The sequence below is a fragment of the Sinorhizobium mexicanum genome, assembly GCF_013488225.1.
GTDB lineage: Bacteria > Pseudomonadota > Alphaproteobacteria > Rhizobiales > Rhizobiaceae > Sinorhizobium > Sinorhizobium mexicanum.
In genome coordinates this window covers 2587783-2608847 of record NZ_CP041238.1, presented here as the reverse complement: position 1 = coordinate 2608847, position 21065 = coordinate 2587783, and the positions used below count along the sequence as shown (strand labels likewise).

21 protein-coding genes and 1 pseudogene are annotated in these 21065 nt (G+C 61.7%); 10 read left to right on the top strand and 12 right to left on the bottom strand.

What is annotated here, in order from left to right; all coding sequences use genetic code 11:
• Positions 1-33: 33 nt before the first annotated feature.
• Entirely contained in the window at positions 34-1140 is a 1107-nt protein-coding gene (locus tag FKV68_RS12355; protein WP_180938123.1) for a flavodoxin family protein, read from the bottom strand.
• A 288-nt stretch (positions 1141-1428) separates the two neighbouring features.
• Here FKV68_RS12355 and FKV68_RS12350 point away from each other — a divergent pair, with 288 nt between their 5' ends.
• From FKV68_RS12350 to FKV68_RS12340, 3 genes and pseudogenes are all read left to right on the top strand, one after another.
• On the top strand, positions 1429-1644 hold the full coding sequence (locus FKV68_RS12350; RefSeq protein ID WP_180938122.1) for a hypothetical protein: 216 nt from the start codon (positions 1429-1431) through the stop codon (positions 1642-1644).
• A gap of 738 nt (positions 1645-2382) precedes the next feature.
• Positions 2383-3579: an Ig-like domain-containing protein gene (locus FKV68_RS12345; RefSeq protein WP_180938121.1), complete on the top strand. Its 1197-nt coding sequence runs from the start codon at positions 2383-2385 to the stop codon at positions 3577-3579.
• Between the two features lie 240 nt (positions 3580-3819).
• Positions 3820-4574 (top strand): annotated as a pseudogene (locus tag FKV68_RS12340) (IS5 family transposase).
• A 321-nt stretch (positions 4575-4895) separates the two neighbouring features.
• On the opposite strand, the gene FKV68_RS12335 reads toward FKV68_RS12340, so the two are convergent.
• The 4 genes from FKV68_RS12335 to FKV68_RS12320 all read right to left on the bottom strand — a co-directional run bounded on the left by FKV68_RS12335 (position 4896) and on the right by FKV68_RS12320 (position 9894).
• Positions 4896-6656, bottom strand: coding sequence for a HAMP domain-containing protein (locus FKV68_RS12335; RefSeq protein ID WP_180938119.1), 1761 nt, complete (start codon positions 6654-6656; stop codon positions 4896-4898).
• 291 nt (positions 6657-6947) lie between these two features.
• Positions 6948-7943 (bottom strand): ABC transporter substrate-binding protein, encoded by a 996-nt coding sequence (locus FKV68_RS12330; RefSeq protein WP_180938118.1) that lies wholly within the window; start codon positions 7941-7943, stop codon positions 6948-6950.
• Between the two features lie 408 nt (positions 7944-8351).
• Positions 8352-9317, bottom strand: a complete 966-nt coding sequence (locus FKV68_RS12325) for a C45 family autoproteolytic acyltransferase/hydrolase (protein WP_180938117.1) — start codon at positions 9315-9317, stop codon at positions 8352-8354.
• Positions 9318-9369: 52 nt separating this feature from the next.
• Positions 9370-9894: a DUF6428 family protein gene (locus FKV68_RS12320; protein WP_180938116.1), complete on the bottom strand. Its 525-nt coding sequence runs from the start codon at positions 9892-9894 to the stop codon at positions 9370-9372.
• A gap of 42 nt (positions 9895-9936) precedes the next feature.
• Here FKV68_RS12320 and FKV68_RS12315 point away from each other — a divergent pair, with 42 nt between their 5' ends.
• Positions 9937-10305: an ArsR/SmtB family transcription factor gene (locus tag FKV68_RS12315; RefSeq protein WP_180938115.1), complete on the top strand. Its 369-nt coding sequence runs from the start codon at positions 9937-9939 to the stop codon at positions 10303-10305.
• Between the two features lies 1 nt (position 10306).
• Positions 10307-11509, top strand: a complete 1203-nt coding sequence (arsK, locus tag FKV68_RS12310) for an arsenite efflux MFS transporter ArsK (RefSeq protein WP_180941480.1) — start codon at positions 10307-10309, stop codon at positions 11507-11509.
• A gap of 40 nt (positions 11510-11549) precedes the next feature.
• Here the strand turns inward: arsK and FKV68_RS12305 are convergent, their stop codons facing one another.
• Positions 11550-12092 carry an AAA family ATPase gene (locus FKV68_RS12305; RefSeq protein ID WP_180938114.1) on the bottom strand — a complete coding sequence of 181 codons (543 nt, stop codon included), beginning with the start codon at positions 12090-12092 and terminating at the stop codon, positions 11550-11552.
• Positions 12093-12447: 355 nt separating this feature from the next.
• Here FKV68_RS12305 and FKV68_RS12300 point away from each other — a divergent pair, with 355 nt between their 5' ends.
• On the top strand, positions 12448-12684 hold the full coding sequence (locus FKV68_RS12300; protein WP_180938113.1) for a hypothetical protein: 237 nt from the start codon (positions 12448-12450) through the stop codon (positions 12682-12684).
• A gap of 98 nt (positions 12685-12782) precedes the next feature.
• Here the strand turns inward: FKV68_RS12300 and FKV68_RS12295 are convergent, their stop codons facing one another.
• Positions 12783-13154 (bottom strand): hypothetical protein, encoded by a 372-nt coding sequence (locus tag FKV68_RS12295; RefSeq protein WP_180938112.1) that lies wholly within the window; start codon positions 13152-13154, stop codon positions 12783-12785.
• 410 nt (positions 13155-13564) lie between these two features.
• Between FKV68_RS12295 and FKV68_RS12290 the strand changes: the two genes are divergently transcribed.
• Complete coding sequence (locus tag FKV68_RS12290; protein WP_180938111.1) at positions 13565-13972, top strand: DUF1236 domain-containing protein; 408 nt, start codon at positions 13565-13567, stop codon at positions 13970-13972.
• A 604-nt stretch (positions 13973-14576) separates the two neighbouring features.
• Entirely contained in the window at positions 14577-14807 is a 231-nt protein-coding gene (locus FKV68_RS12285; protein WP_180938110.1) for a hypothetical protein, read from the top strand.
• A gap of 302 nt (positions 14808-15109) precedes the next feature.
• Here FKV68_RS12285 and FKV68_RS12280 read toward each other — a convergent pair whose 3' ends face one another.
• Positions 15110-15328: a hypothetical protein gene (locus FKV68_RS12280; RefSeq protein ID WP_180938109.1), complete on the bottom strand. Its 219-nt coding sequence runs from the start codon at positions 15326-15328 to the stop codon at positions 15110-15112.
• 376 nt (positions 15329-15704) lie between these two features.
• On the opposite strand from FKV68_RS12280, the gene FKV68_RS12275 reads away from it, so the two are divergent.
• Positions 15705-16496, top strand: coding sequence for a DUF899 domain-containing protein (locus FKV68_RS12275; RefSeq protein WP_180938108.1), 792 nt, complete (start codon positions 15705-15707; stop codon positions 16494-16496).
• Positions 16497-16712: 216 nt separating this feature from the next.
• On the opposite strand, the gene FKV68_RS12270 is transcribed toward FKV68_RS12275, so the two are convergent.
• The 3 genes from FKV68_RS12270 to FKV68_RS12260 all read right to left on the bottom strand — a co-directional run bounded on the left by FKV68_RS12270 (position 16713) and on the right by FKV68_RS12260 (position 18433).
• Positions 16713-17021 carry an EthD family reductase gene (locus FKV68_RS12270; protein WP_180938107.1) on the bottom strand — a complete coding sequence of 103 codons (309 nt, stop codon included), beginning with the start codon at positions 17019-17021 and terminating at the stop codon, positions 16713-16715.
• A gap of 306 nt (positions 17022-17327) precedes the next feature.
• Positions 17328-17669, bottom strand: coding sequence for a 4a-hydroxytetrahydrobiopterin dehydratase (locus tag FKV68_RS12265; RefSeq protein ID WP_180938106.1), 342 nt, complete (start codon positions 17667-17669; stop codon positions 17328-17330).
• Positions 17666-18433 carry an SAM hydrolase/SAM-dependent halogenase family protein gene (locus FKV68_RS12260; RefSeq protein ID WP_209647199.1) on the bottom strand — a complete coding sequence of 256 codons (768 nt, stop codon included), beginning with the start codon at positions 18431-18433 and terminating at the stop codon, positions 17666-17668. Before FKV68_RS12260 ends, FKV68_RS12265 begins: the two co-directional genes overlap by 4 nt.
• A 491-nt stretch (positions 18434-18924) precedes the next feature.
• Between FKV68_RS12260 and FKV68_RS12255 the strand changes: the two genes are divergently transcribed.
• Positions 18925-20286: an alpha/beta hydrolase gene (locus tag FKV68_RS12255; RefSeq protein WP_180938105.1), complete on the top strand. Its 1362-nt coding sequence runs from the start codon at positions 18925-18927 to the stop codon at positions 20284-20286.
• Positions 20287-20705: 419 nt separating this feature from the next.
• Here FKV68_RS12255 and FKV68_RS12250 read toward each other — a convergent pair whose 3' ends face one another.
• Positions 20706-21059, bottom strand: a complete 354-nt coding sequence (locus tag FKV68_RS12250; protein WP_180938104.1) for a DUF2200 domain-containing protein — start codon at positions 21057-21059, stop codon at positions 20706-20708.
• Positions 21060-21065: the final 6 nt, after the last annotated feature.

The following is a 21065-nucleotide window of genomic DNA, read 5'->3' as shown; positions in this document are numbered from 1 at the left end:
GGCTCCGATCAAATAGACGCGACCCTGCTCCGCTTACTTCTGTCGTGGTTGCGAGAGCTCTCCTCCCGCTGAAACCCGTTTTCCGGTCCGCTTGGCCGCAACCGCTTCGACCAATGTCCGTGCCGCGTTGCGGACCTCTTCCTGTACCGCCTCGTCGGCATCCAGCTCCTCGTGGCTTGATGCGTAAGGTTTCCAGTAGCCGATGTAGCGATCCAGCTCCGCCAAAGGGCCGGCCGGTTCGAGGCGCATGTAGCAAAGCCAATCCGACAGGCTGCGCCGAACGTTCTCTGCACCCTCCACGTCGCCATGCACGATGACGGAGAATAGTCGCCCGGCCAGATGGCGGGGATAGTCCCAGCCCTCCAGCTCGATCGCCTTGGCGAGCTTCGCATCCTTGCCCTTGGTCAAGGTCGGATCGGGGTTGCCGCCGTCGGCGCAGACCAACCGGTCCATCATCAGCTTTACCGGCGAGGACACCTGATACCAGTTGACCGGTGTGACGATCATGATGCCGTGCGCCTCGACCCACATCGGATAGATCTCGTTCATCCAGTCGTCGACCTGTCCGAGCGAATAGTTCGGGTAGCAGGAGCACGGCCAATGACAGAGTGCCGGCGAGGTGGAGAAGCACGCCTTGCACGGATGGATCGTTCGCCCATATTCCGAAGCGAGCCGGTGCAGTTCGAGCACAGTCGTCTTCACCCCGGCCGTCTGGTCCATCGTTTCCTGTGCGATCCGCATCAGCCGGTAGGATTTCGACATTTCGCCGGGGCAGGTGTGTTCGCTGCGTGACGAGCCGCTGATCAGAAGGATGCGCGCGGGACCGTTGGCGTCCATGTGACGCTCTTGCGCGGCATGAACAGCATCGCGCGCCGCAAGCCAGTCGACGGATAGATCGTAGTCCGCATCCTTGAACGCAGCACCGGCCTTGCGGGTGCGCGGTGACTTTCGCTGATGCTCATAGGCGTCCCATGCCGCCGAAGCGATCTTGTCCAGTTCCGATTGAAGACCATCGAAGGCCGGATCCTGAAACCGGCTCAGGAAGCGGCGGCGAAATTCGGTCTCCGCGAGCCTCGGACTTGGCGTTCCCTTGCGCGGCTCGATGGCTGCCGGCGGCGGCTTTATGGGGCTTTTGGACATCGCACACCTGCGTCGTTGGAAGACTTGTTAGCTGTAATCGAGCACTATGCCGATTGTTCCGTCGGCCCCTTCGGGTTGTCCGCAGAGCTTGGGCGGCAGGGGCGGTGCAGCGCCGCGCTTCTTGGCAGGCGCAAGCGGCGCTTGGCCGCTTTGAATTGCCGCATGCTTTTGTTCGGCTACGATTCAGGGAAACATGCAGTAGAGTACCGCTTGGATCGGGGCGCATCCGCTTCGGGCTCGGACACATCGAGGCGAGGCGTCGAAACCAGCACAGGCGAGGTCAGGGCCATGCACAAGTTCACAGTCACCATCAGGCAACACTTCGAAGCCGACACTGCCGAGGAGGCCGCCCTGCTGATGTATCAGGAACTGACCAAAGCGCCGGCGCCGCTCGATTATTCGGTCGCGGACGAGACAGGGACCGCAACCGAGCTGACGCTGGACCGGGAAGAGGCGGACGAGTTTGCCAGTCTCGACCATACGGCAGATCCCGGCAATTGGTAGCGCCAGGCAGCGATGTGGGCCGCGAGCGTGCCGCATGTCTCAGGCCCAGCCAATCGCATCGGGTCGCCAACCCGCCCCTAGTAATTTTCCCGTCGTCGCAGCGAGAATGTACGCGGCGATAATTTCCCGGACGCAGCGCTAACGACAAGCGGAAAGCACTTCGATATAGATTGTCTCACCGTCCAATGGTTGAAATGCGAGACGGCTTAAATCTACTCCTTTCGAATTAAAGTACTACTCAGAAATATTCGTTTCTTAAACTATGGAATATGGTAAGAGGTACAAGGGGATAGGGGATTCTACTGCGGCAGCTGACGCGCGAGCGTGAGTGCGGCTGAGGGGAATCAAGACAAATTTTCAACATGTTGCCTGGCCAGCCATTTTGAACGCGCTGGCCGGAGAGGGCGAGGGCGTGTGCAGAGTATTCGCCCGATGAGGGGCTCCGGCTTCAGCGAGGGGAAACCGGCCGTCATTGGCCGGTTTCCACCCTCTTCGAGAACGCGAGTTAGAGCAATTCCAGGAAAAGTGTGTAACGGTTTTCCGTCCGGAATTGCGTAGTTTCAACGAGTTAGGTCATTTCACTGTTTCAGTGAAACAATGAAATGATCTGGTCGCGACGAATTTCCCAAATCTTCCGAACGCGGGGGCGCTCAAGAGGACGGGAAAGGTAACTGAATTTTTTGAGTCAACAGGATCCATCGATCGATGCACCAGCATCGGGGTTAGGGGGCAAGCAGCATGAGTTTCTTCACGACAAGCTTCATGACGGACGGAACGTATAATTCCGGCCTCAGCCAATCCGCGCAGGGGCAGCTCTCGTCGAGCTACACCGAGGCGCTCACGGGAGCGCTGGAGGATGCAGCCGTCGCCGACTACATCGGCTTCCTGGCCAATCAGGGCGGTCTTTCGGTCGATGACGCCCTGGCGGTAAAGGCCGCGGTCATCGCCGGGGACTTCACGCTTTCGAACCTCTTCGGAGCCGCGCAGAGCAAGCTTGGCCCTGTCGACGGCGCCAGCATCACGAATCCGGCGCCGACGATGCTGGTCAACGGCGTTGAAATCGACCTGACCGCCATCCTCACCGGTATCGACACGGAAACCTGGTCGACGGTGCAGGGGGGCGGCAAGAAAGCCGAAACGATCTACCATACCCGCGAGTTCTACACGGATACGCGCGAGCCGGCCGACTACGACGCCGGTTGGTCCGTGGACAACCAGCCTCCGAGTGCCGAACCGATCCTGAAGGAACTGACCGAGGACGTTGCTGCGTCTCCGATCGACCTCCTCGCAACGGCTTCGGATCCGGACGGCGACACGCTCTCCGTCGTCGGCGGCAGCCTGAGCTTTTCCGTTGACGGCGGCACCGGGTCCACAACGCCTCCCGGTTACATCACCGTCGTGGACAACATCGTGACCGTCGACACGTCGCATCCCGATCTGCAGCCCGGAGGGGCAATCGATCTGAGGCTCGGCGAGACGCTCACCGTCGTCGTCAATTACACGATCGAGGATGGCCACGGCGGCACGACCACCAACGCGCTGACGATCGAAATCGCCGGCTCCGCGGACGTCTACACTGGAACCGAGTCCTTCAATTTCCAGAAGATCGGCGGCGATATCACGGAACGGTCGTTTTCGGGCTCTTTCACGGTCGATGTGGACGGTTTCGACGGCATCGTCACCGTGAGCGGTCTCGCCGACCTGAACAGCATAAGAGAAAGCCTCGGGGGCACGGTCGACAGTGGCTCGTTCAGCATCGTCGGCAGCGACTCGAACAGCAGCACCACGGAAACGCTGAACCCTTATTCCAAGACAGTGGTCCTCAGCGACACCGATTTCGCAGACGGTACGATTGCATTCAACGGTACGTTCAGCCAGCAGGTCGCGAACGGTTCCACCGTCGCCGTTCAACTCGAATACAACTACTGGGCCTGAGGCCCGGCAGCCACATGGCCCGGCAATCGAGCGGGCCATGCGCCAGCTGTTGCGGGTTTCCTTTAGATCATTTCACAGTTTCATTGAAACGGTGAAATGATCTAACTCTTTGAAGTTACGCAATTCCGGACGGAAAACCGTTACACACTTTTCCTGGAATTGCTCTAGGGTTAAAACTCAATCAGCCTATTGATGGCGTTTGATTTCCATGATTCTATTCCGAAATAGCGGAGGTGAGGCATGGGAAGCGAATTCTGGCTAAGTGATCAGCAATGGTCCGTGATCGAACCGCTGCTGCCGAAGAACCGGCCCGGTGCGCGCCGGGTCGATGACCGCCGCGTCATCAGCGGCATTGTCCATGTGTTGCGTGTCGGCTGCCGTTGGCAGGATTGCCCGGCCGTCTATGGCCCGCCAACCACGATTTACAACCGCTTTCATCGCTGGGCCGGCCGCGGCCTGTGGCAGAAGCTGTTTTCGGCCCTGGTCGCGGCCAGTCCATGCGATATGCAGATGATCGACAGTACCACCGCGAAGGTCCATCGCTCCGCCGCTGGTGGAAAAGGGGGGCGCAGACGCAGGCGATTGGTCGCTCCCGCGGCGGCCGGACGACGAAAATCCACGCCGTCGTAGACGGGCGCGGCCGGCCGCTCGGCCTGCAGATCTCGCCGGGGCAGATGGGCGATGTGCGCGCCGCCGTGCCGTTACTCCAGCACCTGCCACCCGCCTATTTCCTCGCCGCCGACACCGCTTACGACAGCGATGCCCTGCGCCAGTATCTGACCGCACGCGGCACCATTCCGGTCATTCCCAACAACCCGACCAGAAAGCGCCGCCATCCCTTCGATGCAACGGCCTATCGCCAGCGCAACGTCATCGAGCGGATGTTCTGCCGTCTCAAGGATTGGCGGCGGATCGCCACCCGCTACGACAAGCTCGCCACAAACTTCCAGGCTGCCGTCCACATCGCCGCTATCATCATCTGGTGGACCAATTGAGTCTGGAGCCTAGAACTCCCCGTCATTCCTGTGCTCGTCACAGGAATCCAGCCACGGCGCGTCGGCGCCGTGAATGACTGGCAGTATTCGAGACGGACGAGATGCGAACGGGCATCCTGCGGGTGACCGGCGACCAATCACACCATCGATCAGGAAGGGTCCCCCGCGCCGCGGACGCGGCGCTGCTGGATTCCTGTGACGCGCACAGGAATGAGGTGGGTGGGGGCGGCTGCCGGCTCAACTGACGGGATGGAGGGCGAAAAATGGCATGCGCCAAGCCCGCACGCTACAGTCTTATACTGTGGCATCGCTGTAGCGCATCTACCTTTTGGCTTCGGTTTTGCTTGCGCCGTCCGCCGCGTCGGCGCTCGCGCCTGCCATTCCAAGGTCATAGACAGGAACCTCTTCGTCGAACCCCTTCAACTGGATCGAGCCGAGCGCCGTCATCGGGATCCGGCCGCCGACGGAATGGGCAAGCGAACTGTCGATGAGGATCTGTCGGTCGGCGGCGGACGAGCACAGACGCGACGCGAGGTTCACGACATGGCCGATTGCCGTGTAGTCGAGCCGGCCCTCATAACCGACCTTGCCGACCGTCGCCGAGCCCATGGCGATACCGATGCCGAAGCCGATCGTATGGCCGCGCTTTCTCCAGTCCGAGATCAGCCGCTGGACGGCGTCCTGCATCTCGCGCGCCATCTCGACGGCGCGAAATGCCGGATCCACGCAGGCGATCGGCGCGTTGACGAGGACCATCAGGCCGTCAGCCGAGACATTGGTAAGCGTCGCCGCATAGCGCGTGATGATCGCGCCGAGCGCCTCGTAGTAGGCCTGCAGCACCTCCATGATCTCCTCGGGCTCGGTGTGCGCCGAAAAGGCGGTGAAGCCGCGCAGGTCGCAAAAGATCACGACCACTTCGGCGCGTTGTCCGGCAAGGACGCTTTCGTCGCCGGCCTTCTCCACGATTTCCGCGACCTGCGGCGCGAGGAAGCGCTTCAGCCGCGCGATCCGCTCGGATCGCTCCTTGGAGACCGCGAGCTCTTCCGCCATCTGGTTGAAACCGACCGCCAGCCGCTCGAGTTCGTCGCCGGTGGCGATCTCTATGCGGTGGTCGAATTCGCCGGCGCCGATTTTCTCCGTGCCTTCCTCCAGGCGGCGGATCGGCTCGGTGAGCCTTCTCGCCAGCCAGTAGGCGAGTGCGGCGGCAATGATGGTGGCGGCGAAGAGCAGGCCGGCGGAGCGCCAGAGGGACGCGAGGAGGGGCGCGAGGGCTTCCGCCTGCGGCTGCTCGACAAACACGGTCCAGCCGGGCCGGGGGATCTCTGCCATGGCGGTCACGACCGCATCGTCGTCGGCGTTCCGGGCCGCAATCGCCCGGCCTCCCGCGGCCGTGATTTCGTCCTGCATCCGCCTGAGCTTTGCGGCGGCGTCATTCTCGTCGCCGCCCTGCAGCACCTTACTGATATCGGGATGGGCGATCAGCCGGCCGGCGCCATCGAGAACGAAGGCCCGGCCTTTTTCGCCGACGCGAATTTCGGCAATGACGGTCCAGATGAGCTTCAGGTTGATGTCGGCGACGGCCGCGCCGAAGGCCTGGCGCTGGCCGGCGATCGCCATGGTCATGAAGGGTTCGGAGCCCTGGCGGTAAGTGACCGGGCCATACCAGATGCCGTCCGACCGGGCACCCACCACGGCGGGATCGCCCGAGCGGTCCGTCCCGGCCGTCCTGTTCAGCTCGATGCGGGAGACGTGCAGCCGCTCCGTGCCGGCTGCATCGACAAGGCTGAGGCTGATGATGGCGGGCGCCTGGCGCATCGCCCGCAGCACATCGGACCGATGCTGGCTTTCCTCGCCCACGTCCCAGCCGCGCTGGACGGTCCAGCGGAGCTGGGCCTCGACGCCGTCGAGAAAGCCCTGGATCTTGCCGGCCGCGGCGGCAGCCTCGACGCGCAGCAGGGTGCTGAGCATGGCCCGCTGATCGCGATAGCTGAACCAGGCGTCACTGATGCCGCTCGCGACCAGCGGAACGGTGACGGCGGCGAACAGGGCCACAAAATACTTCCAGAACAGCGAAAAGCGCATGGGGCGCGGCCTTGCACCAATTCAAAGTGCCACAGCGTTTGAGATCATTTCACCGTCTCGATGCACGGCTACTGTAGGCCTCTCCTCCATCCTCATGCCTGTGCTTGTCACAGGAATGAGGGCGGAAAAAGCATCCGCCAAGCCCATTACGCCACTGTTTTGCACTGTGTTCATTGAAACAGTGAAATGAACCAACTTCTTGATTCGACCCAATTCTGAACGGAAAGCCGTTAGGCACATGTCCTGGAATTGCTCCCCGGCGCTGCAGGCTGGATCAGGTCGGGACCATCGTCATTCGACAACTTCTCCCGCCATGAGCAGCAACGTCTGCGGCAGATCGATGCCGAGGGTTTTGGCGGTCTTCAGGTTGACGGACAGCGTGAATGTTGTCGGTTGTTCGATGGGAAGGTTGCCCGGCTTCGCTCCGTGGAGGATGCGGTCGACATAGAAGGCAAGTCGACTGCCCATCCCGCTATAGTCGGCCGAATAGGCCATCAGGCAGCCGGCCTCGGTGAACCAGTCCCCCCAACCGATCATCGGCAGGCGATGCTTGATCGCGAGCGCAGCGAGGTGCGGTGACTGATCGGCCAACATGAGATCGGGCAGGATGAAAACCGCCTCAGCGCCCTCCGCCTTCATGCGTGAGAACGCAGCATCGAGTTCGTGCGGCGCACTGACCTGCTCGACGAGCGCGGTAAGGCCGAGCCGCCGGATTTCTTTTCGCGCATCCTCTTCGAAAGGCAGATAAGAAAGCTTGGGATTGGCCAACATGCCGATCTTCTTCAGCCCCGGTACGGCCTCCAGCAACAACTCCAGCCGCTTGGCGGAGAGTTCGGTGGCATAGTAGCTGACGCCGGTGAGATTGCCGCCGGGCCTGGCGAGGCTCTGCGCCAGACCCGCGCCGACTGGATCGCCGCTGACGATCGTGACGATCGGGATCGTCTCCGTCGCCTTTCGGGCGGCATGTCCCGCCGGCTGGGACATGGTGACGATCACGTCGACCGGTATGCCGGTCAGCTCCAACGCCGCCACCGTCAGGCCATCGTATTGCTTGCCGGCACTCCGGCAGTCGACGGTGACCGACTGACCGGCTTTGTATCCGAGCTCGCGAAGTCCGTGCAGGAACGCTCCGAACTCGCCGGACCCGTCCATGTAGCGCTGCATCTCGCAGGGCCAATAGGCGAGAAGCCCGATGCGCGGCGGGGACTGCTGCGCGGCCGCGAACGCTGGAAAGCCGACCGCGAAAAGGGCGGCAATGGCGAGAGAATGCAGTTGCTTCGGCTTCATCTGAGCACCTCGCGGATGAGGATGCGAGACCGGCGCCTTGGCGCCCTACGGGTCAGAGGACTCAACGGGAGTAACCGACAAAATACTTCAGGCAATGCACGCCACTTACATGAGACACGCGGCGCTGCAGGGCGCTTGTGCGTCCTCTCTGGCGCACAAGGGGTTCTTCGATTCAATGAAACTTGGCGATGTAGAATAGCCTGTTTTAGCACCAATTGATATGAATGGCGTGATCCTATTGCGCAGCGCGTGTGGTGATGGCGGACCAAGAGAGCTGGCGGCGCATTCGGCCGCCGGCTTTCCTCAAGCCCGAGGATGGCGGTGGAATATGGGAATGAGCGTGGAGTAAGGCGTTGACAGAGAGCCATGGCGCGCCGGCGCCGTGAAGGGCTGAGCCTTCAAGGCCCTTTAGCATCCATAGTGGTGCGTGTATTCGCCAGGCTGAAAATCCATGAACCCCTGGGACCAGCGTTTGCCGGGCCAGACATAATCCACCCGGCCTTCCTCCGGCCGGTAGACGGCGGTGTAGAGGGTGGGGAAGCGCGGATTTCGCGCATGGACCGGCGGCTGAAGGAAGCGGTCGGTCAGGCCCTCGAGCGACATTGAAGGGTCCGCAAGTGCCTGCAGGAGCGCCTGTTGCCGCGCCAGCGAATTTGGCGTCGCCCGTTCGCTGCGCTGATGGTTGGCGCAGGCCTTGAGCCGGGTGATGACCGGCCGCTGGCCGGGGCCGAGGAGGAGGGTGGCGTAGGTCCCCGATCGGTCGAGCAGGGTGACGTTCTGCGCAAGCGCCACGGGGATGCGGCAAAGGGCGTCCACCGCCTGGCTGACGCGATGGCAGGTCTCGAGCACGTAGCGGATCATGAGAATGATCGAGAAGCCGCGGCCCTGCACGCGGCCGCCGCCGAGCGTGACGCTCGCGACCAGCCCTTCCTCGTTCATGCCGTCGACGCAGCCTCCCCAGGGCCGCTGCGCCTTCGCGATCACCTTGAGACCCGACCAGGCGGTGAGCTCGAAGCGATCCGAGACGATGTCGGGCGGATAGTCGAAGTTGCGGACGAGCGCCGGGCCTTCGTCCCCGAGCCAGATTGCCTGGCTGCAACCATAGCCCTCGGGCGCGGGACGGTAGTGGCTGAGCACCCGGTGGGCGAGCTCATCGTCTCCGACGAGGGCGCAGACATGCTCATAGTGCGGGATGAGTTCGGGCATGTGCTGCGCAAGCGCGGCGCGACACTCCGTGGCGGTGGGGGCGATGGGTCTCGAAGTCACCGCCTTGCCGAAATACCAGCTTTCTGCGCCCGCCCGGCCGGCCATGAACCGGGAAAGCCAGTCCTCTCCGGGCCGGTCCTCCCGCGCTGAGACGAAGGTCTTCTCCATGGCGGAGTATAGGGAGGGAATTCCGCTGATGGCAACGTGGAGCGCGGCGCGGCTATGCGCAGCACTTCGAGGTGTTCGAGGGGCCGCAGCAACTCGATTGCGAGGGCATGGCCTGCTCGGCGAGCCATCGGTCGCGGGGCTTGCAGCTCGCGGGTCGGGGCGAGAGACGAACGAAAAGAACGTCGTCCCGCTCGACGGGCTCGTCTGCGCAGTAAAGCTGCATCGGCCTCACGCCATCACTGACCTCGAACGTCAGTCTGGCCGATCCGTCGAGGGCAACGTGTTCGGAGACCTTCCTGATGATTGCCGAGAACTTTCCCGCTGGCATGTGCGTGCGTTCGCCGCCGTCGACGTCCCACAGTTGGACGAAGATTTCCGTCCATGCCTCGGGGTTCGCGCCGCAGTCGAGGGCGGAGAACCGGCCTGCCTTTACCTCCGTGACGTGATATCCGGGACGGACGATCTTTCCGTCATATTCGAAGACGAGCCGCTTGGCGGCTGTTTCCTTCAGCCGCTCGAGCAGCGATCCAAGTGTGATGTCGCTCTGTGTATGCGGGCTATTGTCGATCAGCGTCATTTCGGTTATTCCTCGTTTCAACATTTGTAGGATTCTTGAAATATGGAAGAACGTCAAGCCCTGATGTCATTCGCGGCACTGTCTCAGGAGACCCGGTTGGGGATCGTCAGAACGCTCGTCGTGGCGGGGCCCGCGGGCATGGCCGCCGGCGCGATCGCGGAGACGATGGGCGTCTCGCCCTCGAACGTCTCCTTCCACCTGAAGGAGCTGGAGCGGGCTGGATTGATCGCGCAGAGGCGGGAGGCCCGCTCGATCGTCTACAGCGCCAGCTACGATACGCTGTCCGGTCTTGTGAAGTTCCTCATGGAGGACTGCTGCGCCGGGCACCCCAGTGTACGGGCGCCATTGACCGGCGCCGACGACGGCTGCTGCGCGCCGTCTTCCGCGTCGACCGAAGGCGAGAATGTCTGATATGAAGCCCGGCATTCCCGTCGCCACAGTCGCTGCGCTCGGATTAACCCAGATCATCGGCTACGGCACGCTCTACTACAGCTTCAGCATCCTCGCGCCAGGAATGGCGCGCGACCTCGGGCTGACCGTCGAGCAGGTGTTCGGCGTCTTTTCCGCCTCGCTATTTGCGGGCGGGCTTTCGGCTCCATTCGTCGGGGGATGGATGGATCGGTTGGGCGCGGCGATGGTCATGACTATCGGCTCGGCCGTCTCGGCGCTCGCCCTCGTGCTGTGCGCCTGGTCGCCCTCGATCGCGGTGTTCGCGCTCTCCATCGTCCTCTTGGAAGTTGCATCCGGCATGGTGCAGTACCAGGCGGCTTTCGCGGCGCTCGTGGAAAGCCGCCCAATGGCGGCTTCACGCAGTATCACCTGTCTCACCTTGATCGGGGGTTTCGCCTCGACAATCTTCTGGCCGATCGCCGCGAGCCTTCACGAGCATTTCTCCTGGCGGGAAATCTACATCGCTTACGCGGCGTTGAATCTCACCGTCTGCCTTCCGCTTCATTATTGGATCATGCGGAGCAGGAGGTCCGAAGCGGCCAAATTCACCGGCAGGGACGGGCACGTGGTTGTCGGCGCGCTTCCGGTCGAGGTCAGGCGACGCGGCATGCTCCTTGTGTCGCTGGCTTTTGCCCTGCAGGGGTTCACGCTTTCGGCGATGCTGACCCACATGGTTCCGATGCTGGGGGCGATCGGCTTCGGGACGGCAGCGGTCGTGATCGGCTCGTTGTTCGGGCCCTCGCAAGTCCTCAGCAGGCTGGTCAACATGGCATTCGGCAAAAACCTGCCGCCACCTGCACTCGCGACGCTGTCCGCCGCGCTCATCGTCGCCGGCGTCCTTATCCTCGGCCTGTCCGGGACCTGGCTGCCCGGGGCGGTGGCTTTCGCGATCTTCCGTGGCCTTGGGTCAGGTATCAACAGCATCGCGCAGGGCTCTCTGCCGCTCTGGATGTTCGGATCAGGGGGCTACGGAGCGATAACGGGCCGCATGGCCGCCGCGCGGCTGGCTGCGGGCGCGATGGCACCGTTCGTTTTCTCCGTGCTGATGGAGCGTTTCGGAAGCAACGTCGCCTTGATGGCCAATGCGTGCCTTGGTGCAGTGGGCATGGCGGCCTTTGTCGCGGTGGCGTCGGCCGCCAAGCGCACGGCCACCTCAACGCCATGAAGCTCGATCGAGCGCAGACAGGACACTTCCGGATCGAGCTTCAAACCTCCGCTCTCTGGACCCACCCTGCAATTCTGGCCGCCGCATCTGACGGGGAGAGGCGCGTCACATCGAGCTTTAGCAGGTTCGTCTCGTCGATACCGGCGAGGGTTTTGCCCTGTGCGTGGTTTCTCCTCGCCATCTCGGCATCGCGCGGTTTGCGCATTGCGGCCCGCTCGCCTGCCTCGATCCGGCGGATATTCTCTTCAAGATCGCAGTGCAGGTGCACAACGAAGAGCGGTGCCCGCTCGCGGCCAAGGCGCACGATCCGTTGCCATTCTGCGTCGCCCCAATCGCTGCGTCCGGCAAGAACCGTCGTCAGTACGACCGGAGTTTCGGCCGGAAGTTTAAGGATCAGGTCATGCGCGATCGCTTCGATCTTCTCGACGGTTTCGATGAACTCGGGCGATTTGAATTCCGTCAATGCGAAAGCGATATTGTAGACACTGTGGATGTCCAGCAGGCGGCCCGAGATCTTCGATATGAGTTCCTGACCGATCGTGAGCTTCCCCACCCCGGGGTAGCCGTTGAGGACAATGATCATGGACTGGTCCTTTGAATGAACGCCACATCAAATGCAAATTTTGGTTGTATCGAGCCGATCTACCACGCCGTGTCTGCCTTGGCGACTGCCTGGTCCAAGCGGCCATTTCAACCGCGTTTTTTCCCAGCACGTTGGAGAGACGCCGGGTCGCTGGCGACGCTCGGTGTTGAAATGATCTGACTCTCTGAAATCAAGCAATTCCGGGAAATCAGGCAATTCCGGATCGGCGCGGCGCCGCGCGACATCTCTCGACGGTGTGGGGCAGGGTCTGGTCCCTTGACGGCCGGTGCCCTCGTCATCGTCTTTCCTGCACCTTTCAGATAGTCTTCCCCGACAACAGGGAGGAGGTGGAACGGTGTTTTCATACGCTGCTCGCCTTGTGGCAATCGTGACGCTTGTGGCCGGGGTCTGGCAGATCGTGCTGGGGCTGGTCATCTCGACGGGGTATCTGGATCCGGATTTGGTGTCGCGGTTCACGACGGTTTCGTCGTTGAGCGAGGGCCTGGATGAAGGGCTTTACTGGATCATGTTCGCTGTCGCGCTCGGAACGCTTGCAGAGATAGGTCTGGCCGTGCGCAAGCGGCGCGAATGAATGCCGCGGCTGATAGAGGCCCGCCGGCATACAGTGCGCTCTGCAGCGTCCTTTGTCCGTGCGATAGCATGTCGACAAATCGCCGGCGCTGGTCCTGCTCAGGCTTCCGGGGCGGTGTCCACGAGCAACTGGAAGAAAGTGCCGGCGGCATCCCGGGGCGTGGCGGCGGCAAGCCAGTGAGGCTCCGTCATTACGACGCGCCGCGTCGTGTCGGGCTCCTCCGGCGCTTCGGATTCGTAGACTGCGCATGCCATCCCGGTCTTCGGGCAGAAGGCGATTTCGAACACGCCGGACGGCCTGCCGTCGGGCGCGTCGTAGATTTGCAGCACGTAACCCTTGAAGGCCTGGCGCTCGCCTCGCTGGTCGAGTTCGCGCAGGATCGATGGGGTGAGCTTGTCCCGGTCGACAGGCAATGGCGGCGTCCAGAAGGGCCCCGTCGCAGCATCATCGAGCATCGCGCCTGCGCACATCTCTCTCGCTCCTGTAACTGGAGGGCACTCCTGTAGGGTGAGCGGCCGCGAAACTATCACTTTTGCATCGGTTGTGACAGGCTCGTGACTGCAACCTCTCAACGTCTGCGGCCTCACCAAGGCCACTGGCGTGTCCTGTGGCGCCTGACACGGCGCGCGGCGCTGTCCTGTGAAAAGAGGGTCCCAGAGCGGTTAGAAGGGACAATCGCGGTGGCTCTGGGACCTTTTCGCGCCAACAGCGGTGTCGGGGACTAGTGGTGTCGTCGGCGCTCTGTTGTCACAATATGTTTCAGGCGCAGGGCCCGCAACCGTCCTAGGACCTTTGGCTTTGCCTGTGGGACTTAAGTCCTGCGGCTGGAACAGTTTTCCCGGGAGGTCGTTGACCCTTCATCCAACGAAGGAGATGACCAATGAGAAAACTTATACTCATCGCTGCGGCAGCTGCCCTGCTTGGCGGCCCCGCGATCGCTCAGAACAACAACAACGGTAATCGCAGTACCGCCACGGGTATCGTCGGTGGCGCGGCCACGGGCGCCATTATCGGCGGGCCGGTCGGCGCTGGCGTCGGCGCAGTTGTCGGCGGCGCACTTGGCGGCGCGCTTGCACCGCCGCCGCCGAAGGTGGTTACCCTGGTCGAACAAATGCCCCCGCCGCCTTCCGTCGTCGTTCAGGAACGGATCGTCGTTGGCAAGCCTCTTCCGCAGACGGTGGCGCTGACCCCCATTCCGGACACTCCGGAATACTCGGTGGCTGTCGTCAACGATCAGCGGGTGATTGTCGATCCGAGGTCGCGCACCGTCGTTCAGATCCTCAACTAACGAGCTGATCTGAAGCGCCGCGTTCGGCCGATCATTCGGCCGACCTCTCCTGCATGTTTCCTCGAATCCTAGCCGATCCAAGGACAAGAACATGCAGCAAACCGAAGGAGTGCAGCGTCCCTTGAGCGTACGATAAGACGCGCGGCGCTGCGATCATCGACAGGAGTCCGTCGTTCGCCCCTCCTGGCGGGCTCTTCCTGCAAGTTCATGCCAAAATCGAATATGGGACCTTTGTCCCATCGCGCTGGGACTAAAGTCCATGGACCACGGGGTGTCGGAGGACGATACTTCGCAATCTTTGGGAGGGTGCCGGGCGGCATGCACCGACACAAACCTAAATTTATTTCAGAAGTGATTTAGAGCGGGGGCCCCTTTCCGCAGAAAAGCGCGCGGGACCCCGCTTGTGCGGGATGTGCTTGCTTCCAGGAATTTCCCTTCAGCGGTGCGCCTGCAGCGCCGCATTCGGCTTCGGTTGTTTTTTCCCCGCCCATCGCCCGGCGACGCGCTCAATATGTTCTCATCATCCCAATAGTCAGCGCGACTTTTCTCGTGATTTGTGCGTTAATGGCCGCTTGGGATTTTCCTGATCGTGTGGTGGCGGCTGATGTACGTCAATCGACGCCTGGACGCAGCGGAAAGGCGGATCGCCGAGGGCGCCCGTCACGTGCTGATCCAGCGGGAAATCATCTTGAAACTGGAGCGACTCGGCAGCGACACCAGGATCGCTCGGCAGTTGCTGTTCACGTTCGAAATGAACCTTGCCTTCTACCTCGTCGAGCGCGACCGGCTCATCGGGGAAATGAAGGCGGTAACGGGAAAGGAACCGTCGAATTAGAGCAATTCCAGGAAAAGTGTGTAACGGTTTTCCGTCCGGAATTGCGTAGTTTCAAAGAGCTAGCGCATCGGTCCGAAAATCGGAATCGATTTTCGCAAAGCACGATGCGTAGATTCAAAGACTTACAGCGTCCTTTGTGCGTCCTGAAGGACGCACGGCGCTGTAGGTCATTTCGCCGTTTCAATGAAACAACTCCCGGCGTCCTGTGCATCGGTCATTCAGGCGGTGCGGCGGAGAGCGCAGAGGTATCCCGGTCCTGCCTGGATTTTGGACAGGGCAGATCGAGGCGGTCCCTGTTGCGATCACTGCGTTCCTGACAGGCGCTGCCGCAGGAAGGGCACGGTGAGCATTTTCAATAGCGCCGGATCGCGAATGCCGAGGTCGTAGTTGAAAATCAGGCGTGTGAGGGTGCCCTCCGCCACGGTGCTGGCGCGGAGTATCTGATGATCCTCCAGTAACTCCTCGAATACCGCGCTGAGCATGTCGACATCGTGCAAGGGAATGTGGGGTCGGATCGGCATAGCGCATCTTCCTCCGTTGGCGCGACAGCGCTATGACATCAGCGGGGCCCTGAATATTCCCGCGGACGGCCAGATGATGCGTTCTCGTGCGGGGCGCTGGCTATTAAAAATATTAATCAGTGTGTCACACGCGCCGTTCTTCCGGTTGTGTGCGTTAATAAAGGTATGGCCGGAACGCGCGATGACAAGCCCGGCAAAGCCGTATTACCGGTGCCGGGGGCCGCCGATACACGCGCCGCAGTTGCAATTCGGCGCCAACAAAATGGCGACACACTTGTTACTCGCACCCTTCGCGATCCGGAGCCAGACTGTCCCTACGGACAACGACGGGCGATGTTGCCCACATGTCGCCCCAAGATCAGGAGGTTCAAGAGCGATGACTACGCCAGCGGAAAACGGACGGAGAGACGCACAGCCTGCCATGCACACGCCAGCGGTCGTATCGCCCGAGGCGTGGGAGGCGGCCCGGCAGAAGCTGCTTGTCAAGGAAAAGGCCCAGACCCGCGCGCGCGATGCGCTTGCCGCCGAGCGCCGGCGCATGCCGTGGATGGCCGTGACGAAGGATTACGTGTTCGAGGGGCCTGACGGCAAGGTCAGCCTCGCCGACCTTTTCGACGGCCGGCACCAGTTGATCGTCTACCGCGCCTTCTACGAGCCGGGCGTGTTCGGCTGGCCCGAGCACGCCTGTCGCGGCTGCTCCCTGGTCGCCGACCAGGTGGCCCACGTCGCTCACCTCAACGCCCGCGACACGACGCTCGTTTTTGTCTCGCGCGCGCCACAGGCGGAAATCGCGCGGCTGAAGGCGCGGATGGGCTGGGAGATGCCGTGGTTCACCATCACCGACAGCTTCGACGCCGACTTCGGCGTGGACGAATGGCACGGCACCAACGTGTTCTACCGTGACGGCAAGCGCATCTTCCGCACCTATTTCGTCAACAACCGTGGCGACGAGCAGATGGGCAGCACCTGGAACTACCTCGACATCACGCCGCTCGGCCGGCAGGAGGTCTGGGAGGACTCGCCCGACGGCTATCCCCAGACCCCGACATACAAGTGGTGGAACTGGCACGACAGCTACGTCGCCGATGCCGCGCCCGACAGGAAATGGGTCGAGGTGTCGGACGCCGGCGAGGCGGCGATGCGCAAGCAGGACACGGAGAAGCGATAAGCGAGGCCGCTTCGGAGGGGCCGACCGGCAGCGACTGTCGGTCGGCGACCAACCGAAAGCTGACCGATACCGGTTCGCGGGCTCCTACTGCATGTCTCCTTAAATCGACCTCGGCTTAAGGACAAAGACATGCAGCAATTCAAAGTGCCACAGCGACCTTTGCGCGTCTGATAAGACGCGCGGCGCTGTAGGCGCCCCGTCCGTCGTGCAAATGAATCAAACCTCTTCGGTATCAAAGAGATAAAGATCGACGCCGCCATCTGCGAAGTTCGCCAGATCGCCGGCCGCAGCCTGACCCTCCGGCGAGGCGAACGCGCTCTGGATGTCGGCTATCGAATCGAAATGAAGCGTGGCGACAAGATGGAGGTCGGCCGCGCCGCCGGGGGTCGAAATCCCGCCACTGCTGATTTCGTACTTTCTGAGACCGGGCAGCTTCTTGGCCAATGGAATGTGGGTGGAGCGGTAGTACCGGTCGAAAGCCGCGGTGTCCTTGGGCATTCTGTAAAGGACGACAAGCCTGGCCATCAGTTTCCTCCTTGAGAAGGTTGCCAATCAATTTCTGACACCCAAACTTAGACTGTGACGTTCAGTGGTGGCAACGGCGGCTTGGGGGCACGGTTCTCCTCCCTCATTCCTGTGCTCGTCACAGGAATGAGGGAGGGGGAGAGTTGTCCCGTACCGACAGGGCGCAGCACCCTGCTGCCGCGTGCTATGATCAGGCGCGCAAAGGTCGCTGCATGTTTCATCCCTGCGTCGCCGCACTGTCTTGTCGGACGCGCAACGGACGCTGCAGCAATTTCCGAAACGGCGCTGGCAGGCCTCACCTGAAATTCAGGATGCCTTCTGCAACTCGTTGATCTTCGCCGCCATGATGAAATCGTTCTCGTGCAGGCCGTTGATCTTGTGGGTCCACAGCGAGACCTCCGCATGGCCCCAGCCGAAGCAGACGTCGGGGTGATGGCCTTCCTCCTCCGCCAGCCGGCCGACCTCGTCGACGAAGGCCAGCGCCTGTTTGAAATCACCGAATTTGAACTTGCGGCGGATCAGGTGCCCGTCGTCCAGGAGATCCCAGCCTGGTGTCTGTGAAAGAAAGCCGGCGGCTTCGTCCCTGGTCAGCGGCGGTATGCCGCCGCGGCAGGGTGTGCAGGACTTCTTGGCGATATTCTCGGTCATGAGTTCCTCCTTTCTGGAGAGGCGATTTCGACGGGGCTGCCGACCGCGAGGCCAAGCTCCCGGTCCGCGCGTCCCTGGTTGACCGCGATCTCGGCAAGCCCGTTCGAATTCTCGTACCAGAACGCGCTGCCCGACAAGCGGTCGCTGAACGTTCTCGCCCGCTCCAGCGTTCGGCCGGCCGCCACAAGTTTCGCTCCGGGCGGCAGCATGGCCGCCCGGAGCGCGGTCATGGCATTGCCGTAGTGATCAAGATAGACGATCTCGGCAAGGTCGTCCGGCCAGTCCGGCCGCCGGCCGACATCGTCGCGCGGCCGGCCGGGCGGCGGCTCGCCGCGCGCCAGCTTTGCGGCCACCGGCGCGAACAGGTCGCGCCCGTGGAAGCTGGCCGACAGTTGCTCAGGCCTCCAGTCGATCTCCCACGAGCGCGTCTTGCGAGCGCGCCGCTGGACCAGTTCGAACAGGCCGTTTCCCGGGCCGACATACCACCGCTGATCGGCCTCCACGACCACGGCCGGCCGCTTGCCGCCGACGCCCGGATCGACGACGCAGAGAAAGACCGCGTCGGCCGGAAACCACACGGCATAGGCCGCCAGCAGATAGGCCGACGCTGCCGGATTGGTGGCCGGTGCATCGGCGAAGAGATCGATGACGGGAATGCCCGGCGCTTCCCGGTGCAGCACCGCCTTCATCTGCCCCGTATAGGGTCCGCTGAGGCCGAAATCCGTAAATAGCACGATCATGTGGCCAGCTTGCGCCTGCTGCATGATTCCGTAAATCGGAATCGATCTAAGGACAAAATCATGCGCGATTCAAAATGCTGGAGCGAACCGCGGGCGTCCGATCATAGTACACGACAGCAGCGTGCTGGGTTTGCTCGGACGCCTTCTTCGCCCTCATCCCTGTGCTCGTCACAGGGATCCAGCAGCGCCGCGTCCGCGGCGCGGAAGAGTCCTTTCAGCCCAAGGACTTGGGCTGACAGGATTCCTGTGACAAGCACAGGGATGAGGGTGGGGCGAAGCTTACTGCACCGCAATCGACGAGGCAGCAGTAGGGCTTGCTGTGGCGTACTGTGGCGTTCGATTGGACGCGGCGCTGCAGGGAGCAGGGGGGACGGAGTGACATCGCGCCCATGGATGGAACACTCGATGCGAGCTAAACCAATGTATAGGTGATATCTCTCCTTTGTGTATACTAAATTTCTGCCGCATAAATGAATTGTTATTCTCCATAGGTAGGATGTTGTGTTGTCATAAACATGGAGATACTTTTCAAAATAAAGCTGAAGAAATATTGCCCGTTCGGTCGGCTGTTGCGAATAATCCTGACTTTTTTATTGCTCCCGTGCATTCTCGTCCTCTCTGCCTGCCTGAGTGAAAAGGACCTGGTCGGCGACCTGGGGGCTCAGCCAAAGGCCGCTGCTTCCAGTGTCAAAGACGATAGTCCCCTCGATATCCTTTACGTCACTGATCGAGCGCCTACCGCTTCCGCCAATGGCGAACCCGCCTACAGCGCGGTTCGGGGTCATTCGCTGAGCTTCGGTTCCGTTACGCTTGTTCCGGAGCGGTCGCGTTTCCACGGTGGGGCAACGGGACAGCATGACGGCTCGCTGCGTGTTTCACATACGACCAAGCTCGGCCAATTTCCGCAATCGCCGTACCCGATCGAACTCACGCCTGAGGGGCCCCGTCGGGCGCGCGCAACCGTAGATGCCCACACGCGAGCCGTCGCGGGGCTGCAGGGCGAGGTGGCCCGGCGGCTTGCGACCGCGAAGCGCAAGGAAGTGGTCATCTTCATTCATGGTTATGCCAACAGTTTCGACGATGCCGCCAAGGCCACCGGCAAGATATGCAACGCCCTTTCTAGGGAGTTTGTGTGCGTGTCGCTTTCATGGCCGGCGGGCGGCACCGGCGGCGCTTTCTACGGTTATAATATCGACCGCGAGTCCGGCGAGTTCGCGGTAGCGGATGTCAAGAAGGCGGTTCGCATCATTTCAGCGACCAAGGGTGTCAGACGCCTCCACTTCATCGCGCACAGCCGCGGCGCAGACGTTCTGTTGTCCGCCCTTGGGCAACTTGGAATGGAGGCCTATGCCGCGCGGTCTTCGCCGGCCGAGCGCTACAAAATCGCCAATGCCGTGCTGTTCGCTCCTGACATCGATCTGGATGTTGCCACGACAAAATTGTTCGGCTTCATATCCGATCCCGATACGCCCTACGGAGCAAAGGCAACGCCCTACGGCCTCTTGCCGCGCATAGGTGCGCTGCATCTGACCGTGTATTCGTCCCCCAACGACCAGGCGCTTGCCATTTCGAGCGGGCTGTTCGGAAGCGTTGTTCGACTGGGGCGTCTGACCAGCGCGAGCATCGACTCCAAGGAGGCGGGCTCGAGCGCGCTGTGGAAGAATTCGCAGATGTCGGGCATCGCCGACTTTATCGAATACAAGGGCATTTCGGGCTTTGCGGGGCATAGCTATTTCTTGTCCGACCCGGCGGTTCAAAAGGATCTGGCTGCCTTGATTCGGGACGGTCTCAAGGCCGGTGATCGCGGTCGGCCGCTGGTGGAAATAAAACGTCCTTTCTGGAGCATTCTCAGTCGCACTGCCATGCATTCCCGCTAGAGCAATTCCAGGAAAAGTGTGTAACGGTTTTCCGTCCGGAATTGCGTAGTTTCAAAGAGTTAGATCATTTCACTGTTTCAATGAAACAGTGAAATGAGCTGAGAAGAACGACGATTACAAGCACCTCCAGCGCAGCAGCCACCCGGTTCCTCGGTGATCTCCACGCCGGTGAATTCCAGTCGAGATCGCAGTAGAATGAGCTGAAGAGTGGAGGGCACGGAGATGCGGCGTCCTCGCAGACATTGGAGCCGGCGCTATTGGGAAAATGTTGGCGCGGAGGTGCTTCTCACCGTGTTGGTCGCCATACCCATCGCGTTCCTGGTCCTCCTTGTCCTGACTCTGTAGCGGGCGTCGTCTCCACCAAGCGGGCGCCCGCGTCCCCTGCGAGAACGTCACGCGAACGGAGATTGGCGGGCGCGTCAATTCTCGCGCAGGATCTTGTCCATCGCCTTGCCCCGCGCCAGTTCATCGATCAGCTTGTCCAGGTAGCGAATCTCCCGCATGGTCGGCTCCTCTATGTCCTCGACGCGGACACCGCAGACGACGCCCTTGATCAAGGCCCGCGAGGGATTCATTTTCGGAGCGTCTGCAAAAAACGTTTCAAAGTCAGTTTTCCTGGCCAGTTGAGCTTCGAACTCCTTCGGACCATAGCCGGTCAACCACGAGATGACCTGATCGACCTCCGCCTTGGTCCGCCCTTTTTTCTCTGCCTTGGCGACGTAGTGGGGGTAAACGCTTGCAAAGCTCGTCGTATAAATCCTGTGTTTTGCCATTGTTTC

Coding starts and splice junctions, on each gene's coding strand:
- FKV68_RS12320 (WP_180938116.1), bottom strand. CDS start 9,894: ATGACGCTGATCGACAATAGCCCGCATACACAGAGCGACATCACACTT.
- arsK (WP_180941480.1), top strand. CDS start 10,307: ATGAAGCCCGGCATTCCCGTCGCCACAGTCGCTGCGCTCGGATTAACC.
- FKV68_RS12295 (WP_180938112.1), bottom strand. CDS start 13,154: ATGTGCGCAGGCGCGATGCTCGATGATGCTGCGACGGGGCCCTTCTGG.
- FKV68_RS12330 (WP_180938118.1), bottom strand. CDS start 7,943: ATGAAGCCGAAGCAACTGCATTCTCTCGCCATTGCCGCCCTTTTCGCG.
- FKV68_RS12260 (WP_209647199.1), bottom strand. CDS start 18,433: ATGCAGCAGGCGCAAGCTGGCCACATGATCGTGCTATTTACGGATTTC.
- FKV68_RS12285 (WP_180938110.1), top strand. CDS start 14,577: ATGTACGTCAATCGACGCCTGGACGCAGCGGAAAGGCGGATCGCCGAG.
- FKV68_RS12250 (WP_180938104.1), bottom strand. CDS start 21,059: ATGGCAAAACACAGGATTTATACGACGAGCTTTGCAAGCGTTTACCCC.
- FKV68_RS12275 (WP_180938108.1), top strand. CDS start 15,705: ATGACTACGCCAGCGGAAAACGGACGGAGAGACGCACAGCCTGCCATG.
- FKV68_RS12255 (WP_180938105.1), top strand. CDS start 18,925: ATGGAGATACTTTTCAAAATAAAGCTGAAGAAATATTGCCCGTTCGGT.
- FKV68_RS12335 (WP_180938119.1), bottom strand. CDS start 6,656: ATGCGCTTTTCGCTGTTCTGGAAGTATTTTGTGGCCCTGTTCGCCGCC.
- FKV68_RS12325 (WP_180938117.1), bottom strand. CDS start 9,317: ATGGAGAAGACCTTCGTCTCAGCGCGGGAGGACCGGCCCGGAGAGGAC.
- FKV68_RS12290 (WP_180938111.1), top strand. CDS start 13,565: ATGAGAAAACTTATACTCATCGCTGCGGCAGCTGCCCTGCTTGGCGGC.
- FKV68_RS12270 (WP_180938107.1), bottom strand. CDS start 17,021: ATGGCCAGGCTTGTCGTCCTTTACAGAATGCCCAAGGACACCGCGGCT.
- FKV68_RS12355 (WP_180938123.1), bottom strand. CDS start 1,140: ATGTCCAAAAGCCCCATAAAGCCGCCGCCGGCAGCCATCGAGCCGCGC.
- FKV68_RS12315 (WP_180938115.1), top strand. CDS start 9,937: ATGGAAGAACGTCAAGCCCTGATGTCATTCGCGGCACTGTCTCAGGAG.
- FKV68_RS12350 (WP_180938122.1), top strand. CDS start 1,429: ATGCACAAGTTCACAGTCACCATCAGGCAACACTTCGAAGCCGACACT.
- FKV68_RS12345 (WP_180938121.1), top strand. CDS start 2,383: ATGAGTTTCTTCACGACAAGCTTCATGACGGACGGAACGTATAATTCC.
- FKV68_RS12265 (WP_180938106.1), bottom strand. CDS start 17,669: ATGACCGAGAATATCGCCAAGAAGTCCTGCACACCCTGCCGCGGCGGC.
- FKV68_RS12280 (WP_180938109.1), bottom strand. CDS start 15,328: ATGCCGATCCGACCCCACATTCCCTTGCACGATGTCGACATGCTCAGC.
- FKV68_RS12305 (WP_180938114.1), bottom strand. CDS start 12,092: ATGATCATTGTCCTCAACGGCTACCCCGGGGTGGGGAAGCTCACGATC.